Annotated in this window: 16 protein-coding genes, 1 tRNA gene and 1 pseudogene; 9 read left to right on the top strand and 9 right to left on the bottom strand. The window is 57.2% G+C overall.

Annotated elements, in window-relative coordinates; all coding sequences use genetic code 11:
• The first annotated feature begins 98 nt into the window (after positions 1-98).
• Positions 99-1,091 carry a CE1 family esterase gene (locus HMPREF2996_RS02950; RefSeq protein WP_246822978.1) on the top strand — a complete coding sequence of 331 codons (993 nt, stop codon included), beginning with the start codon at positions 99-101 and terminating at the stop codon, positions 1,089-1,091.
• 21 nt (positions 1,092-1,112) lie between these two features.
• Here the strand turns inward: HMPREF2996_RS02950 and HMPREF2996_RS02945 are convergent, their stop codons facing one another.
• The gene (locus HMPREF2996_RS02945; RefSeq protein WP_371441121.1) at positions 1,113-2,408 is read right to left on the bottom strand and encodes a site-specific DNA-methyltransferase; all 1,296 of its coding nucleotides are present in this window, start codon (positions 2,406-2,408) and stop codon (positions 1,113-1,115) included.
• A 479-nt stretch (positions 2,409-2,887) separates the two neighbouring features.
• On the opposite strand from HMPREF2996_RS02945, the gene HMPREF2996_RS02940 reads away from it, so the two are divergent.
• Together HMPREF2996_RS02940 and HMPREF2996_RS02935 are read left to right on the top strand one after the other, a co-directional pair.
• Entirely contained in the window at positions 2,888-3,094 is a 207-nt protein-coding gene (locus HMPREF2996_RS02940; RefSeq protein WP_070445127.1) for an antitoxin, read from the top strand.
• Between the two features lie 238 nt (positions 3,095-3,332).
• Positions 3,333-4,742, top strand: coding sequence for a TetR/AcrR family transcriptional regulator (locus HMPREF2996_RS02935; protein ID WP_070730072.1), 1,410 nt, complete (start codon positions 3,333-3,335; stop codon positions 4,740-4,742).
• Positions 4,743-4,963: 221 nt separating this feature from the next.
• On the opposite strand, the gene HMPREF2996_RS02930 is transcribed toward HMPREF2996_RS02935, so the two are convergent.
• The 4 genes from HMPREF2996_RS02930 to HMPREF2996_RS02915 form a co-directional block, all read right to left on the bottom strand.
• A complete protein-coding gene (locus HMPREF2996_RS02930; RefSeq protein ID WP_070445130.1) occupies positions 4,964-6,571 on the bottom strand; it encodes a cation:proton antiporter family protein in 1,608 nt (535 codons plus the stop codon).
• Between the two features lie 218 nt (positions 6,572-6,789).
• Positions 6,790-6,863 (bottom strand) — tRNA-Pro (locus HMPREF2996_RS02925).
• An 87-nt stretch (positions 6,864-6,950) separates the two neighbouring features.
• Positions 6,951-7,349: a YchJ family protein gene (locus HMPREF2996_RS02920; protein WP_070730043.1), complete on the bottom strand. Its 399-nt coding sequence runs from the start codon at positions 7,347-7,349 to the stop codon at positions 6,951-6,953.
• 7 nt (positions 7,350-7,356) lie between these two features.
• Entirely contained in the window at positions 7,357-8,535 is a 1,179-nt protein-coding gene (locus HMPREF2996_RS02915; RefSeq protein ID WP_210398890.1) for a bifunctional alpha/beta hydrolase/OsmC family protein, read from the bottom strand.
• 96 nt (positions 8,536-8,631) lie between these two features.
• Here HMPREF2996_RS02915 and secA2 point away from each other — a divergent pair, with 96 nt between their 5' ends.
• The 5 genes from secA2 to HMPREF2996_RS02890 all read left to right on the top strand — a co-directional run bounded on the left by secA2 (position 8,632) and on the right by HMPREF2996_RS02890 (position 13,915).
• Entirely contained in the window at positions 8,632-10,923 is a 2,292-nt protein-coding gene (secA2, locus tag HMPREF2996_RS02910; protein WP_070644639.1) for an accessory Sec system translocase SecA2, read from the top strand.
• Between the two features lie 87 nt (positions 10,924-11,010).
• A complete protein-coding gene (odhI, locus tag HMPREF2996_RS02905; RefSeq protein ID WP_070730039.1) occupies positions 11,011-11,442 on the top strand; it encodes an oxoglutarate dehydrogenase inhibitor Odhl in 432 nt (143 codons plus the stop codon).
• A 116-nt stretch (positions 11,443-11,558) separates the two neighbouring features.
• Complete coding sequence (locus HMPREF2996_RS02900) at positions 11,559-12,314, top strand: transcriptional regulator FtsR (protein ID WP_010186535.1); 756 nt, start codon at positions 11,559-11,561, stop codon at positions 12,312-12,314.
• A gap of 136 nt (positions 12,315-12,450) precedes the next feature.
• A complete protein-coding gene (locus HMPREF2996_RS02895; RefSeq protein ID WP_070445145.1) occupies positions 12,451-13,041 on the top strand; it encodes a bifunctional nuclease domain-containing protein in 591 nt (196 codons plus the stop codon).
• 313 nt (positions 13,042-13,354) lie between these two features.
• Positions 13,355-13,915 carry a MerR family transcriptional regulator gene (locus HMPREF2996_RS02890; protein ID WP_168160900.1) on the top strand — a complete coding sequence of 187 codons (561 nt, stop codon included), beginning with the start codon at positions 13,355-13,357 and terminating at the stop codon, positions 13,913-13,915.
• A gap of 180 nt (positions 13,916-14,095) precedes the next feature.
• Here HMPREF2996_RS02890 and HMPREF2996_RS02885 read toward each other — a convergent pair whose 3' ends face one another.
• The 3 genes from HMPREF2996_RS02885 to HMPREF2996_RS02875 are packed head-to-tail and all read right to left on the bottom strand — an operon-like array spanning position 14,096 to position 17,126.
• Positions 14,096-14,914 carry a vWA domain-containing protein gene (locus tag HMPREF2996_RS02885; protein ID WP_070730038.1) on the bottom strand — a complete coding sequence of 273 codons (819 nt, stop codon included), beginning with the start codon at positions 14,912-14,914 and terminating at the stop codon, positions 14,096-14,098.
• A gap of 56 nt (positions 14,915-14,970) precedes the next feature.
• Positions 14,971-15,825, bottom strand: a complete 855-nt coding sequence (locus HMPREF2996_RS02880) for a 3-methyladenine DNA glycosylase (protein WP_070730036.1) — start codon at positions 15,823-15,825, stop codon at positions 14,971-14,973.
• Positions 15,822-17,126: a DEAD/DEAH box helicase gene (locus HMPREF2996_RS02875; protein WP_070445159.1), complete on the bottom strand. Its 1,305-nt coding sequence runs from the start codon at positions 17,124-17,126 to the stop codon at positions 15,822-15,824. The genes HMPREF2996_RS02880 and HMPREF2996_RS02875 overlap by 4 nt, the downstream gene beginning before the upstream one ends.
• Positions 17,127-17,241: 115 nt before the next feature.
• On the opposite strand from HMPREF2996_RS02875, the gene HMPREF2996_RS02870 reads away from it, so the two are divergent.
• On the top strand, positions 17,242-18,051 hold the full coding sequence (locus HMPREF2996_RS02870) for a hypothetical protein (RefSeq protein ID WP_246822977.1): 810 nt from the start codon (positions 17,242-17,244) through the stop codon (positions 18,049-18,051).
• 514 nt (positions 18,052-18,565) lie between these two features.
• Here the strand turns inward: HMPREF2996_RS02870 and HMPREF2996_RS02865 are convergent.
• Positions 18,566-19,458, bottom strand: a pseudogene (locus HMPREF2996_RS02865) (HNH endonuclease signature motif containing protein); the annotation flags it as partial.

Below are 19,458 nucleotides of genomic sequence, written 5' to 3'. Positions count from 1 at the left end.
TGCTCTCAAACTTACCGTGGTGCTGCAGGTTCGTGGATGTTGGTGGGATGTTTTAAGGTGGACGAGGATATTTTCCGATAATGAATGTGGCGAGGGGAATGATGGGCGAAGATTCCGCAACGCGGCTGCGCCGGTTGCGTGCGCTCGCTGGGTCTGTCGCCGTCGCGGCAACTGTCATGGCGTTGGCGTCGTGCAGCTCGCCTGAAGAGGAAGCACCTACGTCAACCTCCCCAGCAGAGTGGACAAATGATCTCGGTATCCCACTAGCTCCTATGCTGGTCGGCCCGGAGCCTGGACACACGAAGAAAGTTCGGTTGGCCTCTGGTCGGAGCTTCCTTCTCCATGTGCCTGAAAACTACACGCCTGAGCGTTCCTGGCCGGTGCTGCTGTCTTTCCACGGGTATACAGATTCTCCGGAGAATATGGAGCAGTACACCCAATTCAATGCCGCTCACGCCATTGTTGCCTACCCAGCGGGGGAGAAGGCCGCGTGGGCACCAGCCCCCTACGCTGCTACTAGCGCTGAAGAAGACCTAGAATTCGTTCGCTCTCTCGTGGATAGTCTGCGTTCTACTTATGAGGTGGACGATAACGCCATCTATGCCGCAGGTCTGTCCAACGGCGGGGGGTTCGCAGCCTTCCTGGCCTGCCGGATGCCGGGCACCTTTCGATCTGTAGCGACAGTTTCGGCGGCATATTACGAAGGAATCCATACGAATTGTTTGGATAAACCTGTCGGCCGTTTGGATATCCACGGTACAAAAGATCCCGTAGTTAATTACGAAGGCGGAGTGCGCCACGATACTGCCTATTCTTCAGTAGCAGAGGTGCTTGGGCAGGATCAGCGGCGCAATGACTGTCGAGGGGACGTCGATTCCGTGCGCCTGACAAACGGTGCCACCAGAGAGACCTGGACTGCCTGTGAAGCACCGCTACAGCACATCCGCATCGAAGGCGGATCTCACGTATGGCCGGGCGGAAACAATGACACGAAAATCGAAGTCGGACAAGGATTCGCCACCGATGCAGTACTGGATTTCTTTGGCATCCCCGGGCGCCCAGAAGGCACCGAAGAGCACGGCGTGGCCTAGGGGCGTTACTGCGCGGTTTTGCTAGTCCAGGATGAAGTGGTCAAAGGGCACATCGAGTGAGCGAACTCGTGCGAGACAGATATCTGCAACCGTGTCGAAGCCTGCTTGGCGCGCCGCACTGGAGGCCTCTGTGGGGGCGGGAATCTGCACCAAATGGAAAGAGCGATGGCCACCGTCCTCGCGGTTGAGCTCGACGACGGCTTGAGCGGTTGTCCCCGAGCCAGCGAAAAAATCAAGGACTACCGCGTCTGGCCCACCGGCGATGGCAATGAGGTGCTTGAGAAGCCGTACGGGTTTAGGGAAGTCGAAGACACCTGTGATGCCGAGAGCTTCTTCGGCATCGCGACGGCCTGTGCGTGTGACTCCGAATCGCTGCCCATCCAGGATGGAACGAGGTCGTGCACCCTTCTTTTCATAGTTTTTGGTGTAGACAAAACCACGCCTGAACACCAATTCTTCGTAGTGTTCAGCAACCTTGTCCTTGCCCCATCGCCAGCGAGCTACCTTTGATTTTCCTTCTGGTTGATGGGGCCAGTACTCGCGGCCGTCGGGGGCGACGATGGGGAAGTCCAGACTGGGTAGGTAGCCCAAAGTTTTAGAGTCCAATCGGACTAAGGAGTAGTTGCCCTTCTCGTCACTGTGGTTGTAGCGGGTCGAGGTCTGCGCCTCTACATCCACATTGAACCCAGGATTTGCTGGGGACTTGGCGTAACACAAGATGTATTCATGTTCTAGTACGGCATACTTCGAGTCATTCTTGCCAGTCCCGCCCTTCTTCCAAATGAGTTGGCCAGCAAAGCAATCTTCACCAAAAACTTCATTCAGAAGGAGGCGTAGATGGGCCGATTCTGATTCGCCGATTGACACGAGGATGAAGCCTGCGTCAGCAAGCACCTCACGCGCCAGGATTAAGCGCGGCAGCATCATGGAAAGCCATTCTGCATGCCACTGCCCAAAATGCTCTGAGCGCATATCGCGGCGCTGTCGGAAGTTGTCACGATAGACAAAGTCTTTACCAGTGTTGTACGGCGGATCGATGTAGATGATGTCCGCGCGCATACCCCGCTCAATAAAGTCATTCAGTGCAGCTAGATTATCTGCCACGCTAACACTGTTAGGGGAAGAACCCCGGCCGCTGATGAGCTTTCGCTTGCTCACAGAGTCTTCTTTGGCCAGCGCAGCAGCTTGTTCCTTGCCCGGCCATACAAGCCCAAAAACCGACCCCACATCGGTGGAAGCGCGCTCTACGGGGGATGGTGCGGTGACGCGAGGGCGCGTGGGAGGAAGGCAATCAGGGGAGGAATGAGACGAAGACATCGTGGCGATTAGTGTGTTGGTTATAGAGATTAAGGACCAAGGGGGGCGTTGAACATCGGGCCCTTTACTCGTTTCCCGCGGCAAAGAGTGAAAAGAGCACAAAAGGATTGTGTCTTAGAGTACAGGCGTTCACAAATGAGAGGGTGATGGCACGTGCCAAGTTGTTGAACGAAAAGGGGTAGATGGTGGGGGTGGGGCATTATAGAGATACTTAAAACTCTTAGAATCTAGTTTTCCAAAACTGCCATGCGCTGTTGACAGCGTTAATTTATAAACGCTGTGGCGAAGAACTCAGGGCGTCGGTACGGTGGGGGTGTGTTGGCGCGCACGCCGAAGGCAGCGACCGTAGAACATCTGTTCGTTGCGTGGGGAGTCTAAGGAGGCTTCACGCAATAGTGAACACGGCTCTGGTGTAGGTGCCTTCGGGTGTTGGAAGCCAGCACTGTTAGAAACAGTAAAGCAAAGGAAGGACTGTAGAAATGGGTATTTTTGACAAGGCAAAGGATGCGCTGAACACCGATAAGGGTGAGCAGATTTCGGATAGCGCACTGGACAAGGGTGCAGACTTGGCTAAGGGAAAGCTGGGCGAGGACAAGGCAGATAAGATTGACTCTGTGCGTGACCAGCTTGATGAGCGTATCGGCAACCAGGGTGCTGAGGCTCCCGAGGGCGATGAGCAGAAGTAAAGACTAGCCGCCTCTCCGGCATGGTAGCCTTGGGTGACTAGGGCATGCCCAGTAGTCTAAAAAGTCCTGTCCACAAAGTGGGCAGGACTGTATAAGTTTTACACTAATGTATAGTTCAACCTTTTTGGTTCAGTTGCGGACTGATGCGGCCAGGAAGAAAACTGAGAATATTCTATAAAGTTTCCTATCTTGCGTTTATGGAATTAAAATTGACCTATTCCTGGGTAGGCTAATGACCGTGACTACTTCAGTAGATGTGGAACACGGTAACCGCCCCTCTCGGCAGCTACTTATTGAGCAAGCCGGCCGGGTCATTGCCAAGGCGGGTATTGATGAAGTCCGCCTGCGGGAGGTTGCAGATCAAGTCGATGTGCCTTTTGGGGAAGCACGGGCACTGTTTGCATCTGAGGCTGAGCTTGTTGAAGCTACTAAGCATTCGCTCAATGAAGCATTGACCTCAGTAGTTGATTTACATCTAGAACGCTTACCTGAAAACGCAACTGCAGTGGACAAGCTCCGGGCCACAGCTCTGTCGTATTTCTCTTTTGCGGTTGAGGATCCTTCCGCCTTCGCAGCATTTACTGCGGTCCACGCAACGCCGCAGGTGGGGCTGAAGGCGGAAGATTTTGTTGACCGAGGCGGGCGCGCCGAGACGTGCCCTATAATGCGGATGCTTTTTGAGCTGACTGAAGACGCTATAAGGGAATCTGGCGGCCGAGAGGTCGATGCAAAGGGGACTCTGCTTTCAGCGTTGTCTATCTTCTCGCATTTGCACGGCGTAACGCAGCTCGCTGCTGAAGGAATCTTGCGTTACCTTTCGCCAGCAGCCAAGAAGCAGACGTTTAGTGCTGTTATGGATACTCTCAGCGTTGGTCTTTACCCATTTTTTAGGGGTGAGCGAATTGAACGCACCATTCCTTATGGATTGGTGGGGGAGCAGCCGGAAGCGCTTTTGACAAAGGCTAAGGATCTTCCACGCACGACAGAAGAAGAGCAGCGTTCAGCGCTGCTTCGGGGTGCTGTCGAGGAGATTCTTGATCGTGGTGTAACCGGACTGTACATCGGCGGAGCTGCGAATCGAGCAGGCCTCAGCGTTCAAGAGGCTGAACACCTGTTTGAAAGTGATAAGGAACTAGCTAACTATCTTGAGCGCTATCTGGACAAGATCAACTATGAGTTCATTTACCGTCAGGTGGCTGCATTGCCTGAAGATGCTAGTGCCGTATCCAAGATTAAGGCCACAGGTTATGGGTATGTCTCACATGCCCTGTATGACCCACAAGGTTTCGATACGCTGATCAAGATTGCATCTGGGCCAATCGTCCCCATGTCATTCGAAGATAATTTCCTCCCGAATGCAAACAAAGCGGTCGAGCTCGAGCGCGACTTTAGCGAGTTTGGACGAGCTTTTGGCTTCATTATGTCTCTTGTGCGCGAGGTTATCGATGAGGTTGATGGACCACGCACCCCGTGGGTGCTTTTCACCCTAGTTATTTCGGTATGGGCGGGTGCTCATGGTCTTTCCATGTTGAGCACAAAGGGTCCATTGCGTGGTTATGACTCGGACTTCATTTTTGAAGTCCTCACGCAGTATATGGATATCGAATTTGGCGGTATCATGCGAAGCCTTAGCGGTATGGCAAACTAGTTTCACTCTCGTGACGGTGCAGCGTTCCTAGTTGGCCGCAACGCTTATCACGGCTAATCTCCACTTCCTTAAGGGGAAGCGGAGATTTTTCTTCTTAGTTCTTCCGTGTGAAGTTACTTTGTGGCGGGTGAGATATGCGTAGTTTCTAGGTGCATTTGTGTGGCCGGAGGAGGAGAAAGCCCGCCGGGGTGGGAAGACGCCGCTCCGATGCCGTCGTAGACCTAGAGCTCACCAGCCAGGCGCAGGCGCCGCATCTGGTTTTCGGTGAAGGTCCGTTCGGCCAGTGATTCGCCTGCACCGTCCTGCAGATGCACCACGACGTTAAGCCCGAGTTCCTCGAGGTCTTCTACGTCCTCGCGGTACATTGCCACCGAGCTAATGGTGCATTCCTCGGGGTTGATATCGGAGGCGAAGATCTCCTTGACTGCGTCGACGTTCGCGTGCTGGGCGGGCATAGCAAGCATGATCATGTCAATGTGGTGACTGTCCTTGACACGCTCCCAGAAGTCGACATCGGTGGCATCGCCTTCCACGACATTGAAGCCGCGCTCTTGGAGGTGGCGCACCCGGGCTGGATCATGCTCCACGCCTAAGACTTTCGCGCCATAGACCTCTGTGAGCTCCTTGTAACAGGAAAGTCCTAGGCGGCCGACCCCAAGGACCAAAGCATGGGCATCCCCCAGCTCGATCGGACGATCTTCCGGGTGAATCTTGTGCGGTGGGCGCGTAGGTAAGCGTTTGGCCACGTGCGTGGCCCGCGAGACGCTCTGTGGGTTGAAAATGGCGGAGATGACGAAGCTCAAGGACACTGCGAGAACCAATGAAAGTAGCCAGCGCTGATTCAGCCAGCCGTCTTCCACCCCGAGGGCAGCAATGATTAACGCGAATTCGGAATAATTGGCCAGGAGCAAAGACGCGAGGACGGAAGTACGGTTGCGCAGCCCTAGAGTCCACAGGATAGCCCAGTAGGCGATTCCCTGGACAGGCAAAAGCATTAGGAGCAGGCTGGCGTCAAGGAGGTGCTGCCACGTCGGGAGGCCCAGGAAGCCGATGTTGACGAAGAAGCCAACCAGCAGCAATTCTTTGAGTGTGAACAGTGAATGGCTGAGTTGTTCCGCCCCAGGGGAGCGAGAGAGAACCACGCCCATGATGAGAGCACCCAGACTGCCCGAGAGTCCGACCCATTCGAAAAGAGCATAACCAGGCAGAAGGGCCATCACGATGCCGAATAGTGCGCCCAGCTCACCGTGGCCGAGCTTGTACCAGCGGCGCGTTGTCAATGCCAGTAGCGGCACGATGAGTACAAGCAAGAGGGCAGTCAAGCTGGGCGGCTCCCCGCGGAGAATGCTCATGAAGGCAACAGCGATGATGTCCTGCATAATGAGTACGCCAATACAGATATTTCCGTACAGGGCTTGTTCATCGCCGCGGTCCTGCAGGATTTTTAAGACCACGATGGTGCTTGAGAAGCTCAGTACCAGGGCGATGTTGACAGCTACCGAAAAGCTCGTAGGTCCAAATACACCAAGAGCCCCGAGTGCTGTAATGAAGCCCGCTCCGAGCAGAGTCATCACGAGTACATGTGCGCTGGCTGTCAGCCACACAGCTTTATCAGTTAAGGCCCTGAGATCGAGGCGTAACCCGATTGCGAAAAGCATGAGAGTAACGCCAATGTCCGCGAATAGATTTAATGCTTCGACATGCTCGACTCCGCCGGCGTTGAGCGCAAAGCCAGCGGCGAGAAATCCAATAAGTGGAGGCAGGCGCACTGCCCACGCGATGAGGCCGCAACCAAACACCACAGCGAGGTAGGTCAACAACAATTCCATGAATTGTAATAGTGCCTCAACCCAGGTTATAGCCCTAGTTAGAAACGCTCTTTAGCCCATGAGGGGGAGAAACATAGGGGCAGCGCTGCTTGGCGACGACACATTAGGCACTTTGAAGTTCTGAGTTACGGTGGACTAGCCCGCTAGTCCATCTCGGGATGGGAAAGGAAAACGTGAGAAAAGGCTGGCCAGAATCGCTCTGACCAGCCGTAATACTGTCGGACTAACAGGATTTGAACCTGCGACCCCTACACCCCCAGTGTAGTGCGCTACCAAACTGCGCCATAGTCCGCCGTCGCACTATTTCGTGCAACTGCTACAGATTACACCAGCGGTATTCGCTTCGACAAATCCCAGCTCAACCTCTGTTTTAAAGGCTCTAAAACTCTCCGGTGGAATAGACCCACTGCCCGCCTTGGCGGCGAAAAGAGGAGCGCTCCCGTTGAGAGCCCTTGGCAGCTCCCTTATAGAAAGCCTCGAATTCAACGATGCCGGTCTGGTCCAAGGGGCCGCCCGCGACGGTGTCGATAATGTCGAGGCGATAAAAGCGAATGCCGGTTTCGGCGAGGTCGAGGCGCTCCGGGCGGGTTTCGGGGTCCCAGGTGCGCAGCAAATAATCCTCGTCGCCGGTGACGAAAGCGCTGAAACGCGAGCGCATCAGGGCCTCCGCTGAGGGGGCGGGTGTGCCGGTATGGTAGCGCGAGCAGCACTCGCCGAAGCTTAGGCCGGTACCGCAGGGGCAGCGGGCGCCAGGATCAAGTGGGTTAAGAACAACCATGGGCGGCTTATTCTGCAGTGGTTGCCACGGCGGTGGCGATGTCCACAGCGAGGAGGGAGTCGATGGTGGTGGAAGCGGCGGCGTCGGCAAGCGCGCGTTGTTGATCGGCACTCAGAGAGCCAGGAAGCGTCACCATACGTGTGAAACGAGATTCGGATTCTTGGCTAACCCTGACAGATACCGCTTCGAGCACCTTCGCGTCCATTTTCTGCGCCTTGCCCGCTTCTTTGATGGCCTGAGTGCTTGCCGCAGCCACAGCGGACATAAGAAGGCCTTCCGCGGTGAAACCTTGGCCTTTGCCGCCGTTCTTTTTCGTGCGGTCAGCGCTCACCGATCGGTCATTGTGGCGCACGACGACGCCCATCCTGGTTCCAACTGCCGGGATTGCAAGCGCTGAGTCCTCAGCAACTGGGGTGGGAATGCTCTCCGGAACAATGAACTGCTCCGCCCACGCCCCGATGAGGTCGGCGGCACGGGCTGCCGCGCCCTGCTTAGTCACCAGGTGATCGGCCTTATCCAAGGCGACGAGGGACTTGGGATAACGCGTGGTCCGGAAAATATTTTGCGCGTTATCAATGCCCACCGTTTGATCAATGGGGGAATGCAGCACCATGAGGGGCTTGCGCAGACGCGGAAGATAGTCCTCCGGGTTGGTCTCAGCAAGGTCTTCGAGGAAGAGACGCGAAATGGTCAGCGCCCGGCCTCCAAGGGTGACCTCGACTTCACCGTTGGCGTCGACCTCGCCGATCTTGTCGGCGTAGTGCAGCACGGAGTGTGCAGGATCGAAGGGGGCGCCGATGGTGGCCACGGCCTTGAGGGAGCGAATGTTGTTGGCCGCGGCCAGAGCGGCAGCCCCGCCCAGTGAATGGCCCATGAGTAGCTGCGGTGCGGAATAGTTCTGTGCTAGCCAGTCAGCGGCGGCCTGGATATCGGCAACATTCTGGCTGAAACATGTGTCCGCAAAATTTCCTTCGGATTGGCCTAGGCCAGGAAAATCAAAGCGCAGGGTAGCGATGCCAAAGTTAGTCAGCTGTTTGCTCACGCGGGCAGCGCCCGGGGTATGGCGCGAGCCGGCAAAGCAGTGCGCGAAGATGGCGAAGGCTTGCGGAGGGGAGTCAGGGAAGTCGATGGTTCCGGCCATCGTGGTACCGGTGCTGGAGGGGAGCGACACGTTCACGGATTGCATGACCATAAGGATATAAGGGCGAACGCACGCCTGCGAACCGGGGTTGACTAGAGTCGATAGAAGACCTGTATGACGCACAAGGATGGAGGAGTGCTCATGGGCGCATTCGATTGGTTCTGGAAGGCAATGGGCGCGCAGTCCGAACGCAACAACAAGAAGTCGAAAGCCGTTGTGACGGCCGCAGATTCCGCGGTAGAGGATATCGCGAACCTGTCGGATGCAGAGGTTGCCGCCACCGCACGGGAGTGCGTGAAGGACGGCAAGATCGCGGATAAATCCCGCTTCCTCGCAGCCCTAGCCGTGGCCAGCGAACGCAAGCTTGGCATGCGTCCCTTTACTGTCCAGTCCCAAGCTGTGCTGCGTCTTCTTGAAGGCGACGTTATCCAGATGGCCACTGGTGAGGGAAAGACGCTGGTGGGAGCCATGGCCGCGACGGGTTTTGCGCTGACCGGCAAGCGCGTGCACCTGGTGACAGTGAACAATTATCTAGCAGCGCGCGACGCTGAATGGATGCGCCCGCTCGTGGAGTTCTTTGGACTCACGGTGGCCCCGGTAACGGAGAAGCTCGGCCCGGAAGAACGCCGCGCGGCTTACTTATCCGACATCATCTATGCACCAGTCAATGAGCTCGGTTTCGATGTGCTACGGGATAACCAGATCACGTCCCGCGAGCAAACGGTGCAAGCGCGCGCGGATGTGGCGTTGGTGGATGAAGCGGATTCTGTGCTTGTCGACGAAGCCCTCGTCCCCCTCGTCCTCGCCGGAAATCGCCCCGGTGAGGAATCTACGGGCCACATCACCAACGTGGTTTCCCGGCTGCGAGAGGAGCAGGACTACGTTATTGCGGAGGATGGGCGCACGGTAGCGCTCACCGAGGAGGGCGCGGCACGTGTGGAGCACGAATTGGGACTCGACTCGCTCTACTCGGAGGAGAACATCGGCTCCGTGCTGGTCAAAGTTAACTTAGCGCTGCACGCTAAGGCACTGCTTATCCGCGATATTCACTACATCATCACGGACGGAAAATTGCAGCTTATCGACGCCTCCCGCGGCCGCGTAGCGGAACTGCAGCGCTGGCCGGATGGCCTCCAGGCCGCGGTGGAGGCCAAGGAAGGCCTAGAGGTGTCAGAAGGAGGGCGCATCCTCGACACCATTACGCTCCAGGAGCTCATGCGGCGCTATCCGCTAGTGTGCGGCATGACCGGAACCGCAGTGGAGGCAACAGACCAACTGCGTCAGTTCTATGACCTGCACGTCTCGGTCATCGACCGTAACAAGGAACTGCAGCGCTTCGACGAACCTGACCGCATTTATGCCTCCGTGGATGAAAAATCCCGTGCCATCGTCAATGAAATCGTGGCAATCAATAGCACTGGCCAGCCGGTACTCGTGGGTACCCACGATGTTGCTGAATCAGAAGACCTCGCCGAAGCCCTACGTGAACAGGGGATTACGGTCAACGTCCTCAACGCAAAAAATGATGAGGACGAGGCGCGCATCGTTGCGGAAGCAGGCGACGTGGGGCGAGTGACTGTGTCTACCCAGATGGCGGGCCGCGGCACCGATATCAAGCTGGGCGGCGCGGATGAGTCTGACCGTGAAGTCGTTGTTGAAAAGGGCGGTTTGGCAGTGCTCGGCACCTCGCGGCACCGCTCCTCCCGTTTGGATAACCAGTTGCGCGGGCGTGCAGGCCGCCAAGGAGATCCGGGCATGTCGCTCTTTTTCGTTTCCTTGGAGGATGACGTGGTCAAACAGGGCGGGGAAGATGAATCCTTGTCCGCGCGCCCCGATGCCGATGGGCTCATCGATTCCAAGCGCGTCCGGGACTTCATTGCACACTGCCAACGCGTGACGGAAGGGCAATTGCTGGAGATTCACGCGCAAACCTGGAAGTACAACCAGCTACTCGCGGACCAACGCATCATTATCGATGAGCGCCGTGCCAAGTTGCTCGACACTGATCAAGCCTGGCAGGAGTTGGCTGAACGGGCGCCCGAACGCGCAGCCGAGCTTGGCGACGTCCCCGCGGAAGCTCGTGAGCGGGCTGCCCGCGAGATTATGCTGTACCACCTAGATTTGGCGTGGGCCGACCACCTAGAGCTGATGGATGACGTTCGTGAATCCATCCACTTGCGCGCCATCGCCCGCGAGACGCCCATCGACGAATACCACCGCATCGCGGTGCGTGAATTTAAGGACTTGGCGCAGCGGGCAGTTGATGATGCTCTAGATACTTTTAAGACTGTGCTTATTGATTCTGAGGGTGCCCACCTCGAGGATCATGGGCTGTCTCGACCGAGCGCCACGTGGACTTATATGGTCTCTGATAACCCACTATCTGGGGGCGGAAATTCCGTGCTCAAGGGCATAGGAAACATTTTCCGCTAATGTAAATGCGCCAGAGGTGACTCGCGCGGACAGCGGAGTCGCTAATATGGAATGAGTCAACATCGATCCGACCCTTCGGAGGTAAAAATGACCGAGAATACCGGAACGCCGGAACCGCAGGCAGAGACTACTTCTGTCTTCCGCGCTGATCTTCTCAAGGAGATGGAAAACGGCACCGCGGCGGGTTCTGACGCCTCCGTTGCCGGCGCTGAGAACCTGGCAGAGGGCCAGGCGCTGCTCGTCGTAAAGCGCGGTCCCAACGCTGGCGCACGCTTCCTGCTGGATCAGCCGACCACTACCGCCGGACGCCACCCAGAAGCAGACATCTTCCTTGATGATGTCACGGTGTCCCGCCGCCATGCCGAGTTCCGCTCCAAAGACGGCCAATTTGAGGTTGTCGATGTCGGATCGCTCAACGGCACTTACGTCAACCGTGAGCCGCGCAATGCGCAGGTGCTGGAAGTAGGCGATGAAATCCAGATCGGTAAGTTCCGCCTGGTTTTTATTGCCCCTCAATAAAGCAGTTCTAGTTAGCAGGAACTAACGGGTGCGAGGGGAGTAGGTTTATTTCGCACCCTGCCCACGTTCCCGCTGTGTCCAAGTGAAACCGTGTAGAAAGCAGTAGTAGTCCTATCGTGAGTGCGCAGAAGTCCACCGCCGCTGCCGCAGCAGCGTCTTCCGTGGCCAAGAAGACCAAGCCTGCTAAGCAGAAGCCCATGTCTATTGGCGTAACGCTGAAGCACGTTCAGAAGCAATTTCCGGACGTGACGGTGTCGAAGATTCGCTTCTTGGAGTCTGAGGGGCTGATTACTCCGGAGCGCACCGCAAAGGGCTACCGTCGCTATTACCAAAAAGACTTGGACCGCCTGCGCTACATTCTGACTGCGCAGCGTGATCACTACACGCCGCTCAAGGTCATTCGGGAACAACTGGATGCGATGGACTCGGGGCAGGTGACCGCTATTGTCTCCTCCCAGGCTGAGGCCCTTATCAGCGCTGAGCAGCTACGTGCGCCGGTAGTTACCCGGCTTACCGACGCCGACGTGGCCGACCAAGCCGGAACAACGCAGGAAAACATCGCGAAACTGGTCTCGGTGGGCCTGATCAAGCCGGATCCGGCGGGCTTCTTCGACACGGATGACGTGTCCATTGTCTCCGCGGCCGTGGCGCTGGAGTCCTTTGGGCTCGAGGCTCGGCAGTTGAAATCGCTGCGCAATGCTGCCCGACGCCAGGCGGACATGATTTCGCAGGTGGCAACGCCGGTCGCGCATTCGAAGTCTGATACCGCCCCGCAACAGGCGGAGGAACTGTCACAGCAGATGGCGGCCCTGGTTTTATCGCTCCACGGGACGTTGGTCAAGACCGAGCTTCGCGACGAATTCCGGCCATAAAACCTGATGCCTGGCTCGCGATGGAATGTGGCCTAACCCATGCTTCGTGTCGCCTTCTTGTGCCACTCCGAGTATCTTTTCGCTGCCTAGCTGGCCCGAGAACCATGTGCAAGAAAAGTGTGTAAAAGTGGGTCCCATGACTACTGAAGTACTGAAATTTTTAGGAATCCATCCCGTCGGACCCGAAAACAATCTGTGCGCTCTTTTCTACTGGGAAGAGGCGGACCGGCACGTGCCAGTGTGGGTCTCACCGATTGATGGGGCGCGCGTGCTGCAAGTCCTCGAGCGCCATTTCAACGCGCGGCCAAGTACCTACGAGCTGCTCATCGCCTTCGCGGACCAGCTCGATGGCATCGAGCACATCTGCGTCTCCGAGTACCGCAAAGGCGTTTTCATGGTTGATCTTGTGGACGGAACCGGCGAAGAGCATGATGCCCGTCTGTCCGATGCACTCGTCCTGGCAGACCACTATGGGCTACCCATCCATTTTGAAAAGGATGTGCTCGACGAGGTGGCCATCTACATTAGCGACGAGGACCTTAAAGAGTATTACGACCTAGAGCGCGAGGCGGAATCCCCGGAAACCTTTCCAGAGAAGCGCATGCGCGACTTTCAAGAGCGAGCTGCTCAGCAGAAAACGCAGGAAGATGATGGCTTCGAGCAGATGATGCGTGATTCTGGCATATCGGAGGAGGACTTGCTCGGAGGAGAGGAAGGGGAGGACTAACTCCTTCACTGTGAGGAGCCTAGGTTCCGCGTGGTTCAATAGCGGACTTATGTTCTAAACCGACCTTTGATGGACAGAGCGGCGCCCTTACGGGCGCCGCTTTTCTCGTGCTGTCACTGAAATTTTTTAATGACACGCGTGTGACTAATGATGACAAAGTGAATCAAAAAGTCTAAAGTTTTACTAGAGGTTCACCGATGACGACCCTTGACGCCGTCGCTGACGTGTCCTTTAATAGAAAAATAGAACTCCCCTCAAGTATCACTGGAGTAATTACGTGAGCAGTAAGAATAATCGTACTGAGTCCAGCGCCCTGCCGCTCGACGAGATTGCCGCCAACACCTACGTTCAGGAATCTCTCTTCGATGTAGGGCCTGATGAGGAGCTGGGCTACCGCGTTCCCATCGCGTGTCAGGTAGCTGGAATCACCTATCGCCAGCTGGACTACTGGGCGCGCACCGACTTGGTTAAGCCCTCGATCCGTACTGCCCGCGGTTCCGGTTCCCAGCGCTTGTACTCCTTTAAAGACGTGCTGGTCCTGAAGATTGTCAAGCGCCTTCTGGATACCGGAATCTCCCTCCAGAACATCCGCCTCGCCGTGGAGTCTTTGCGCGACCGTGGTGTCAACGATCTTGCTGAGCTCACCTTGGTGTCGGACGGCACCACGGTCTACGAGTGCCGGTCTAACGACGAAGTTATCGACCTGCTGGCCGGCGGCCAAGGCGTGTTCGGCATCGCTGTGCCGGGTATTCTCAAGGAACTCTCTGGTACCATTACTTCCTTCCCAGCCGAGCGTGTTGTAGAGGAAGAAGACATCGACGTTGTCATTGGCCTCGACGAGCTGGCCGCTCGCCGCAAGCGCAAGACCTCCTAAAACGCCTACCACAGGAAGCCGCCGCCGCTCCTCCTCCTGCGCACTGCAGCTCACGTCAGTGCTGTTGAGGATGCGGCGGCTTTTCTTCTCTGCAGCCCTGCACCCACATGACGGTTTTACGTGCCCGCACACCGTCGCTTCAAGCAAGGCCGCGCATCCTCCAGGTGCGTACCCAAATTATTACGCCCCAGCGGCGCTCGCGATGCTTTCTTGTGCATTGGAAGGATTCGAGACAGTGGAATAATCGTCTGCGAGTTTTTCCAACTCTGTGTCCTTTTCGCCATCACCGATATGGACCACACTCAAACTAACGCCTTCACCGCGAGCGTTCTTGGCTGCCTCCGCAAAGCTTGCGTCATCCATATCCTGTTGGGTCCCAGTGGTAATCAGCACGACGCGAGTGTTTTCGCCACTACCAGCTGTTTGATCCGTGGCGTTATCGAGTGCCGCAACGACGGCGCTGCGTGTTTGTGGTACACCGCCGGTGCCGAACTGCCCCACGGCAAAGGCGACGTTCTCGGCGTCGCCGTAAGCAACATTTTGACGGAAGCCCACGATGGCTGTTGCGGAAATGGGGGAGGAATAGTTCCAGAGAGCCACTTGGCTTCCCTTCGCGCCGACCGCCGTTGCCGCCTCCGCCACGCCCTGAGTGACAGCATCGAAGTACGGCGCAAGGCTGTCGGATGTATCGAGCAGGAACAGCGTATTTGGCGCGACATCTTCAGGGGCCTTGTCTTCCGCGCTGGGCGCGGCCGAAGAAGGCTGCTCTGATTCTGAAGACGTTGCGGATTCCGGAGTCTTGGCAGCAGCGCTGGTGGGGGCTTCCTCAGTGGAAGTCGCAGCGGTTGTGTCCGCAGCCTCTGTTTCAGATTTTGAGGAATCTCCCTCTCGGAAAAGGAAGAAACCGCCGATGGCCAGCGCCAACACCGCCAGGACGGCCACGATGATGACCCACGGTGCAAATGCGTAGTTATTTTTTCCATCCGAGTGCCGAGCCATCTTTTTCCTTCCGCGCTGAGGTCTCGGGGCCGCGCAATGCGTCCCGACGGGTCACATCAATGGTCTCTCATTGTAGCGCTCAGCGCTGCTCTAATTTGGGAGACAAGCCGCGCGCGGAGTGGCTCGGAGGCGTCGGCAAGCGCGCGTTGGCGTCGCACGTACTCCGACTTTCCCTCGGGCGTTTCGATAGGAACGACACCAAAGCCCCATTCTCGACAATCGTAGGGAGAGGCCTCCATATCGAGCGTGCGTGCGGCGACGGCCAGACGGAAGGTGTCAAGAAACAACTCACCCGGCACCAGCGGCCCCAATTTCCACGCCCACTTATAGAGATCCATGCTCACATGGACGCACCCTGCTTGGTCGTTTTCCGGCTGGTCTTCGCGGTTGAGCACCGTGAGATTGAGCGGACGCGCGGGCTCCGTAAAGAAACGGAAGGCATCGTAATGGGTGCACTTGATGCGGTGCTTGTCGACGACCTCATTCGTCCCCTCCGCCCCTAACCGCAACGGCAGGTCATGGCGAGGAGCATCAGTGTGGTAGACCATGGCCCATTCATGCAGCCCAAAACAATCAAATTGGGTGGGGTTGCGTGTGGTCTTTTCCAGTAGGTCAAGGATGTAGCGCACGGTACCGCCGCGGCGCTCGAGGAAGGCCTCGGTGTCTACCGCAATTCCCTCAGCAGTGCGGTGGTAGTAGCGCCAGTCGCTGTGTGGAGCATCCCCTGCCAGGGTGATGCCTACCCCTGGGTGCCAACGCCGCAGATGCGAAGGGCGAACAGGGTAGTACTCGAAGAGAAAGTCGTAGACAGGGTGGTAGGAACCAGGGTGCCGAAAGCGCTTGAGGAACTCATCTGCTGATTCCTCATGCTTGCGCATTCGAGCTTGCCAGTCTGTGGTCTGCAGAATCATCGTTGACCTGCGTTGCCCCGTCGGCGGCGCGAGTTACGGTGGCGCTGGCCTTGGCTGCCCGCCCGCTGACGCGATGCCTGCTTCTTAGATGGTTGCTGGTGTGGTGGGCCGAGTGGTTCGCCCTTTGGCTTGCGTGCACCGGTCATCTGGGCAAGCTCAGGACTGCTGGCGGGGTTGGCGCGGTCGCTGATGTCGAGGTCGGTGTGTTTGACCCCAGCTTTCGCGATGAGTTTAGCCACCTCGTCGCGCTGTTCATCAGTGACGAGCGTGACAACGGTGCCTGAATCTCCACCGCGCGCCGTGCGGCCGGAACGGTGCAGGTAGGCCTTGTGTTCCGCGGGCGGGTCAACGTGGACGACGAGGGAAACGTCCGCGATGTCGATTCCCCGCGCGGCGATGTCGGTGGCGACGAGCACAGGAACGCTGCCGTCGGCGAAGCCCTCTATAGCCTTTGTCCGTGAGCCCTGGCCCTTATCGCCGTGGAGGGGCAGCGCATTGATACCGACTCTGCGGAGTTTTTTGGCCTGCCTGTCGACGCCGTGCTTAGTGCGCATGAACATGATGGTCTTGCCTTTGCGTGCACCTAGGCGCAGGACGACGTCGTTGCGCGCCTCACGCGTGCCGATGTATATCAGGTGGTGCTCCATCGTGTCCACGGCGGCCTCGACAGGCGCGGTGGAGTGAGTTACGGGCTCGTGCATGAACTGCTGGACCAGCTTGTTGACTTCACCGTCGAGGGTGGCGGAGAAGAGTAGGCGTTGGCCGTCTGGTGGGGTGAGCTTAAGTAGTTTGCGCACTTGGGGAAGAAATCCCATGTCCGCCATCTGGTCGGCCTCGTCGAGCGCAGTGATAGCGACGTGGTCGAAGAAAAGCTTGCCCTGGTCGATCAGATCCTGTGCTCGCCCCGGTGTAGCAACGAGCAGGTCGACCGGGCGCGCGAGTGAGCGAATGTGGTTGTTGATGTTGACGCCTCCGACTACCGCAAGCACACGCAGGCCGAGGGCAGCTGCTGGTTCTTCCAGGCGCTGCTGGATCTGGGTTGCCAACTCGCGTGTTGGTGCCAGAACGAGCCCACGTGGGTGCGCGGGGCGGGAAACACCAGATTTTGCCAGCCGGGACAACATAGGAAGACCGAACGTAAAGGTTTTCCCCGAACCGGTGGGGCCGCGGCCGAGGACGTCCTTGCCGGAGAGGGTGTCGGGGATCGCGGCTTCTTGGATAGGGAAGGGGGTCGTGATGCCCTGCTTATCTAGAACACGGACAACATCGCGGGGGAGGCCGAGATCGGCGAAAGTACTCATCGGATGGCAGTCTAATGCGCTGCACCGTCAGATCGAAAAGCTATGACGGGGAACGGGCCTCGCATCCTGCATTTTTCACAATATTGTGACGTGGTTCTCTGTTAGATTGATCGGCATGACGAACCCTTTCGCTAACCCGCAACAACCGCCCGGTGGATTTGGACAGAACCCACAGCAAGGCCACCCAGCGCACAACCAAGCAGCACCTGGATTTAACAATCAGAATCAAGGGCCTAACGCCAGCGGACCGGCAATGCCGCAGCCGCCGGAAAAGAAGTCGAGCTCGAAGAAGGTGCTGTGGATTGTACTGGCAGTAATCCTTGTACTCGCTATTATCGCAGCCGTCGCAATCTTTGCTGCGGTTTCCTTCTTCAAGGATGTCGCAGCCGACTTCGACGAAGCACCACGAAACGTCGCGGCTTCTGATGACACGTATTGGAATAGTACATACGACGCTGATGATGTCGACAGTATCCGAGCCTCCGAGGTATCTGCTCCGGTGCCCGAACCGCTTATTGGGCTTTCGGACGAGTGCTATGAGGACACGTCTTTCTTTGGGCAGTCGGACTATCTGGGCTTGGACGTGCAGTGGGTTCCGACGATCTCTTGTATTTATGGCCCGGACAGGGAGTTCGTGGCTCAGTACACAGAGAACGCGGATGCGATTCGCGATACAGAAAGCGTTGGGCTAAGCGATTCCGTTGAGGACTTTACTTCGGCCCGTGGCTCGCAGATTGCCGCCTTTGGGGAGGCAGAGGAGTACGTGATTGCGGAAGTTCTCGAGGATGGCGACGCGGTCATTGAGTACGTCATGGATGGTTATGACGACAACGGGGAGGAAGCTGATTTGAATGATCTAGCGACCTATCTTGTGGGTGCGGGCATCCTTGAGCTGACTCCGGGAGGCCCGCCGGTGGATGCCTAGCTTTTAGCGCCGCACGTCCCATCCATCCGCCGGCTGCACAGCCCGCGAGCGCGCATCTGTCATCCGCAGGCGGTGTGGATAGCCGGGATAGCGGGCAGTAAAGTTCTCGGCCGCCCCTGCTTCAGGTCAATTGCTTTCGAGAACTAGCTTGAAAGTGTTTCGCTGCGGTGGGGCATCGCACGGTCGACTTGTTGTCACACACCACGGGTATCCCGTTAATCTTTCGGTTGGCGGGTCTCGTTCTTTAAGGGCTTAAACCCGGCCTTACTGTCACTGCCGTTGCATCTGGGTGGCGGGTTTCTCCTTTAAGGGCTTAAGAGTCCCGGTACACCCCGCTGCATGTTGTGGCGCATTAGCCGTGGTCAGGGACCCCCGCGTGCCTTGTTGTGGTTTGTGGGTGGTATCTGAAGGATCGCCGGTGTGCCCGCGAACCTTCCCTCGGTTGGCGGGTAGCGGTGTTGTCGCTGGTGGTAAGCCGTTTCCTTTCAGTTGTTGCTGTGTGTGGTGGCTGGGGTTAACTGCTGTCGCGTGGTTCCTTTGGTGGCTGTCCTGCTTTTTCGGTGTTGAGTCTGGCTAGTGCTTCTTGGTATTCCGGCATTGCGTTATCGGTGCACCCCAGGGTGGGATGAAGCTGACCCCGGTGTTGAGTCGGTACATGTAGCCACGTCCGGTAGGCCTTGAAGGGTCATCGTCGTTGATGCCGTTGTGATAAGCGCACAGGAAAGTTAAGTTCTTAATGTTGGTGTAGCCACCTGCCTGCCACGGGATGAGGTGATGGACCTGGCAGTAATCCGCTGGCTTGTTACACCCTGGTCTTGAGCAGGTGTGGAATTCGGCGTGCAGGCTAAGGCGTTGGTTGAGGTTTGCCCCACGCTCTAAGCGCCAGGTGTTGATGGGCCCGTCGAGAGGGTGGACGATGGTGGCGTAGCCTATTTCGGCAAACTTGTGGGTGAGAAACTCTGCGCCTGTCATGCGCGCGCCGTTAGTCAGGTTGAGCTGGATTTCGTCCCCGTCGCCGTTGATGATTTGGTCGAGCTCATTCAGGGTGATGATGACTTGGGTGCGCACCGCGGGTGTGGATCCAGTGCTTTCTTTGAAGAAGATGTCATTGGCGGCTTGAAGAAGGTCGGTGGTGTTGGTGGATTCTAAGACGGCGCGCATGTTGGCAATCGTGGTGGCGTCATCGGTAATGGAGAGCGTGTTGGGGCCTTGTTCCCGGTAGGTGATGCGTACGCCTGGTTTGGCGGTTCTTTTAGCACGCAGTTCTTTAAGCCGTGCGGCGGCAACATGTGGGATGCGGTGTGCGGGTGTGGCAGCGAGTTTGATTCTTAAGTTCCAGGCATCCAGGGTCTTTTTGACTTTGGATGTATAAGACTCAATCAGTGTGAGGGTGCCGAGGCTGTGGCG

The organism is Corynebacterium sp. HMSC066C02, assembly GCF_001814945.1.
Lineage (GTDB): Bacteria > Actinomycetota > Actinomycetes > Mycobacteriales > Mycobacteriaceae > Corynebacterium > Corynebacterium aurimucosum.
This window is presented reverse-complemented; position numbering and strand designations above follow the sequence as displayed.

What these genes read in the sequence shown, in the direction of transcription:
- HMPREF2996_RS02950 (WP_246822978.1), top strand. Translation starts at nt 99, where the DNA reads ATGATGGGCGAAGATTCCGCAACGCGGCTGCGCCGGTTGCGTGCGCTC.
- HMPREF2996_RS02945 (WP_371441121.1), bottom strand. Translation starts at nt 2,408, where the DNA reads ATGTCTTCGTCTCATTCCTCCCCTGATTGCCTTCCTCCCACGCGCCCT.
- HMPREF2996_RS02940 (WP_070445127.1), top strand. Translation starts at nt 2,888, where the DNA reads ATGGGTATTTTTGACAAGGCAAAGGATGCGCTGAACACCGATAAGGGT.
- HMPREF2996_RS02930 (WP_070445130.1), bottom strand. Translation starts at nt 6,571, where the DNA reads ATGGAATTGTTGTTGACCTACCTCGCTGTGGTGTTTGGTTGCGGCCTC.
- HMPREF2996_RS02920 (WP_070730043.1), bottom strand. Translation starts at nt 7,349, where the DNA reads ATGGTTGTTCTTAACCCACTTGATCCTGGCGCCCGCTGCCCCTGCGGT.
- HMPREF2996_RS02915 (WP_210398890.1), bottom strand. Translation starts at nt 8,535, where the DNA reads ATGCAATCCGTGAACGTGTCGCTCCCCTCCAGCACCGGTACCACGATG.
- secA2 (WP_070644639.1), top strand. Translation starts at nt 8,632, where the DNA reads ATGGGCGCATTCGATTGGTTCTGGAAGGCAATGGGCGCGCAGTCCGAA.
- odhI (WP_070730039.1), top strand. Translation starts at nt 11,011, where the DNA reads ATGACCGAGAATACCGGAACGCCGGAACCGCAGGCAGAGACTACTTCT.
- HMPREF2996_RS02895 (WP_070445145.1), top strand. Translation starts at nt 12,451, where the DNA reads ATGACTACTGAAGTACTGAAATTTTTAGGAATCCATCCCGTCGGACCC.
- HMPREF2996_RS02885 (WP_070730038.1), bottom strand. Translation starts at nt 14,914, where the DNA reads ATGGCTCGGCACTCGGATGGAAAAAATAACTACGCATTTGCACCGTGG.
- HMPREF2996_RS02880 (WP_070730036.1), bottom strand. Translation starts at nt 15,825, where the DNA reads ATGATTCTGCAGACCACAGACTGGCAAGCTCGAATGCGCAAGCATGAG.
- HMPREF2996_RS02875 (WP_070445159.1), bottom strand. Translation starts at nt 17,126, where the DNA reads ATGAGTACTTTCGCCGATCTCGGCCTCCCCCGCGATGTTGTCCGTGTT.
- HMPREF2996_RS02870 (WP_246822977.1), top strand. Translation starts at nt 17,242, where the DNA reads ATGACGAACCCTTTCGCTAACCCGCAACAACCGCCCGGTGGATTTGGA.